Raw genomic sequence first — 3,626 nt, 5'->3', positions numbered from 1 at the left:
GCCTGCTGCCGCCGAACGTCTACTACCTCGAGCTGCCGCTCGCCGATCGCACCGTGCGCGGCAAGGTCGCGCTGCTCGAGACCGCCGCCTTGGTGCGCTACATGACGGCCCGACAGAGCTATTTCTGGGGCCGCTTCGCCCAGGCGAGCGGTCTTTTGTATGCGCGCGGCGCCACCGAACGCGCGCAGGTGGCGGGCGCCATCGGGCAGGCAGTGCTGACGCTGCTCGAACGCGCCCTGCCGCTGCTGGCTGAGCGCTTCGACGAGCTCACCTGGTGGCGCGCGGCGCTGGCCGCCTGCTACGGCACCGAACTGCGGCCCGAGCGGCCGGGCGCGGTGGACGCGCTGGTGCGCGATCTCGCCCCCTGGCGCGGCGCGCTCACGCCGCTGGCGGCGCGCTGCCTGCCAACGGTGAGCTTCGACGGCCACGTCTATCACCAGCAGCTCACGCCGCCGCGCCGCGCCGTCGGGCGGCTCGGCTGGTTCGGGCGGCGGGTGCTCGGCAAGAGCCTCAACGTGGCGCGCCTCATCAAGGCCGCTTTCACGTTCGCCGGCGGCGTCGATTACCTGTTGTGGAAGGTGGAGCGGCACTCCGGCGTGCGCCTGGAAGCCACGCCGTTCCTGCGCCGCCACCCGCTGCTCGGCATCTGGGGCGTGGCCTGGCGGCTGTGGCGGCGCGGCGGGTTTCGGTGAGGTCGCTTTTCAGGACGCAAACCAGCGCGCGGCAAGACTGTCGGCCGGGATCTGCTGCCCCACCTGCTGCAGCCAGGACTGAAGCGGCCCCTGTCGGCGCGCCACCCACGCCTGACCGACGCGCACCCACAGCAGCACGGTCGACAGCACCGTCCAGCCGGCCACCAGCCACAGACCGAGCGCCGGCGCGCCGCACAGCGCGCACAGCGTCAGCAGCACCAGATTGGGGTTGCGCCGGGCGGTGATGAGGCGGTTGAACGAATCGAACGGCTGCCACACGAACAGCGAAAACTTGGCACACAACGCCTGGAACGCGCCCTCCGCCAGGCGCCCGCCGACGTAGCCGGCCACGATCACCCAGATCAGTGCCTGCGTCGGCACGCTGCCCTCGGGCAGACCGAGCGCCCAGGCGGCGTACCAGAGCGGCGGGTGGATGATGTCGATACCGTGATCGAGGATGTCGCCGAAGCGGCTGGACTGCACCGTCACCCGCGCCAGCTTGCCGTCGACGGTGTCCAGAAAGGTCATCACCCAGGCGCACAGCAAGCCCACCGCCCACCAGCCGTGCCAGAAGGCGAGGCCGGCGGCGACGGTCAATGCCAGGCCGGTCAGCGTGACTTGATTGGGCGTGATGCCGCGGCGGGCGCAAAAGGCAGTGGCGCGGCGCGCCAGCGGCGGCCAGCACCATTTGGTGACCGCGTCGGTGACGCCCTTGTAGGCGGTGCCGAACAGGCGCCGTTCGAGCGCTTTCTGCTCACCGGGCGTCACTGGCAGCACGTACGGCGCCTCGCGCTTGCGAAGGCGCTTCTGGTAGGCGCTGGCCAGCGTCTGCGGGGTTTCGATGAGGTAGCCGTCGGCGGGCTGCTCACCCTGCAGCACGGCGCGCGCCGCAGCGGCGAGGTTGACCGGCGCGTGCAGCGCCACCAGCGGGCCATTCTCGGACGCCCGCAGCGCCACCCCGGGCGCGTCGACCAGCGCCGAGACCACGCGCTCGTCGAACAGATGATCGGCGCGCAGCACCAGCACGCTGCGGTTCGGCGGCGGCGCGGCGGCGTCGTCCAGCACCTCGATGCCGAGCGTGCGCAGCACGCGGCGCAGCCGCTCACGCCCGCCGAGCCCCCACAGCCTGACCGGCGCTTCACCCACGAGATAAGCAACAGGTTTCACTTTCTGATTCACTCGCTGGCTGGTCAAACGGCGCGCAATCGTATATCAAGGCAGGCTTTTGATAATTCCGCTCCCCGCACGTTCGGCCCGCTGCCGCGAGGGGATGCCTGCCTGCCCGGCGCCGCCTCATCCCGGCGGCGCCAGCCCGGATCACCGTGTCGTCGTCCACATCGCCCAGCCCCGCACCGCATCCACCGCTCCCGGCCGACGGCGCGCCCGGCGCCTGGGCGTTGGCGTTCCTGTCGGACCTGCACCTCACCGACCCGCTGCAGGCACCGGACCTGCCGCTGCGCCTCAAGCAGCGCCTGGGGCGCGCCTCCTGGCTGCGCCGGCGCCGGCACATCCACCGGCCGGCCGTGCTGGCCGCGCTGGCCGCCGACCTCGAGGCGCAGGCACCGCGGCACATCGCCATCGGCGGCGATCTGGTGCAGATCGGCCTGCCGCAGGAGTTCGCGCAGGCAGCGGCGTGGCTGCGGGACTTTGCGCCCCCCGAACGGCTGCTGCTGGTGCCCGGCAATCACGAGGCCTATGTCCCCGGCGTCTGGCCGGCCGGGCGCACGCTGTGGCAGGACTATCGGCCACCCGTGCCGGGCGAGCTCATCACGCAGCACCGCGGCGAGCTGCTGCTGATCGGTCTGTCGAGCGCGGTGCCAAGCCCGCCACTGCTGGCCACCGGCACACTCGGCACCGCGCAGCTTCTGGCGCTCGCGGCGGCGCTGGAGCAGGGTAGGCGCGACGGACTGTTCCGGGTGGTGGTGCTGCATCACCCGCCGATCGCGCATGGGGTCAGCTGGCGCAAGCGCCTGACCGATCGACGGCGGTTTGCGGCCGTCATCGCCCGCCACGGCGCCGGGCTCGTCCTGCACGGCCACGCCCACCGTGCCACGCGCGGCGAGCTGCCGGGCCCGCACGGCGCGGTGCCGGTGATCGGCGTGCCGTCCGCCTCGGCGCTAGACCCGCGCGCCGAACGCATGGCCGGCTATGGCCTGCTGCGCGTCAGGCGGACGGCCGACGCCTGGCGCCTCGAGCTGGCGCGGCGCGTCTATCGGCCGCAGGCGCAGGACTTCGGCTGGGGGGACAGCTTCGAGATCGACGGCGACGGCTAAGGAAGCGCTTGCGTCTTTCCGTCCGGGTCAGCATGCCCCGGCCTGAATAAATGGCGTAACCCATTGATTTATTGAGAATCGTTCGGACATGTGCCGCGCGGACGCGAGCTGAAAAATTCCTGGGACGGAATTTTTCAGCCTCTCCCTAAGGCCTAAGGCGCACACGCAGCAGCGCCCGTCGTACCAAACACCGCCAGCGTTGACCGGGTAATGGGAGCAGCCCCCGATCGGCAGGGCTCCGAGTTCATCCTCAGCACGGCACCTTGGTGCAGCTACCGTTGTAGCAGACGAGGTAGTAACAGGATCCCTCGATCTTGAGGACGGTGATCTGACTGACCGACTGCACCGCCGTTGCCTGCAGCGGCAGGGGGACGACCTGCCCATCCAGCCGCTTGCCATCGGCATCACGCACCACGAGCCTGCCGGCGGCGTCCGGTGCCAGCACGAACGGCACACCGGCAAACGGATTGCCGGCCTCCGGCGGCCCTGGCTGCTGCTCCTTGGCGCAGCCGGACAGAGCAAGAACCGCGAACACCGCCGCGGCGATGCCCAAGCCCATATGAGGCGTCGGCATTTCCCAAACCTCGCTCGTGTGGCCGGTCAATCCAACATCAGGCTGACACTGCCGTACAGCAGACGTTCCGGGTACAGCTCGGGATGT

4 protein-coding genes are annotated in these 3,626 nt (G+C 70.8%); 2 read left to right on the top strand and 2 right to left on the bottom strand.

From position 1 onward, the window contains the following. A partial coding sequence (locus tag PHC73_RS12490; RefSeq protein WP_300128792.1) for a hypothetical protein occupies positions 1–692 on the top strand: 692 nt, incomplete at its 5' end. 9 nt (positions 693–701) lie between these two features. On the opposite strand, the gene PHC73_RS12485 is transcribed toward PHC73_RS12490, so the two are convergent. After that, positions 702–1,871: a CDP-alcohol phosphatidyltransferase family protein gene (locus tag PHC73_RS12485; RefSeq protein WP_300128789.1), complete on the bottom strand. Its 1,170-nt coding sequence runs from the start codon at positions 1,869–1,871 to the stop codon at positions 702–704. Between the two features lie 143 nt (positions 1,872–2,014). Between PHC73_RS12485 and PHC73_RS12480 the strand changes: the two genes are divergently transcribed. Further along, a complete protein-coding gene (locus PHC73_RS12480; RefSeq protein WP_300128786.1) occupies positions 2,015–2,965 on the top strand; it encodes a metallophosphoesterase in 951 nt (316 codons plus the stop codon). 250 nt (positions 2,966–3,215) lie between these two features. Here the strand turns inward: PHC73_RS12480 and PHC73_RS12475 are convergent. Further along, a partial coding sequence (locus PHC73_RS12475) for a hypothetical protein (RefSeq protein WP_300128783.1) occupies positions 3,216–3,626 on the bottom strand: 411 nt, incomplete at its 5' end.

Source organism: Immundisolibacter sp. (assembly GCF_028696615.1).
GTDB lineage: Bacteria > Pseudomonadota > Gammaproteobacteria > Immundisolibacterales > Immundisolibacteraceae > Immundisolibacter.
The sequence above is the reverse complement of the archived record's forward strand: the minus strand, read 5'-3'. Positions and strand labels throughout refer to the sequence as shown.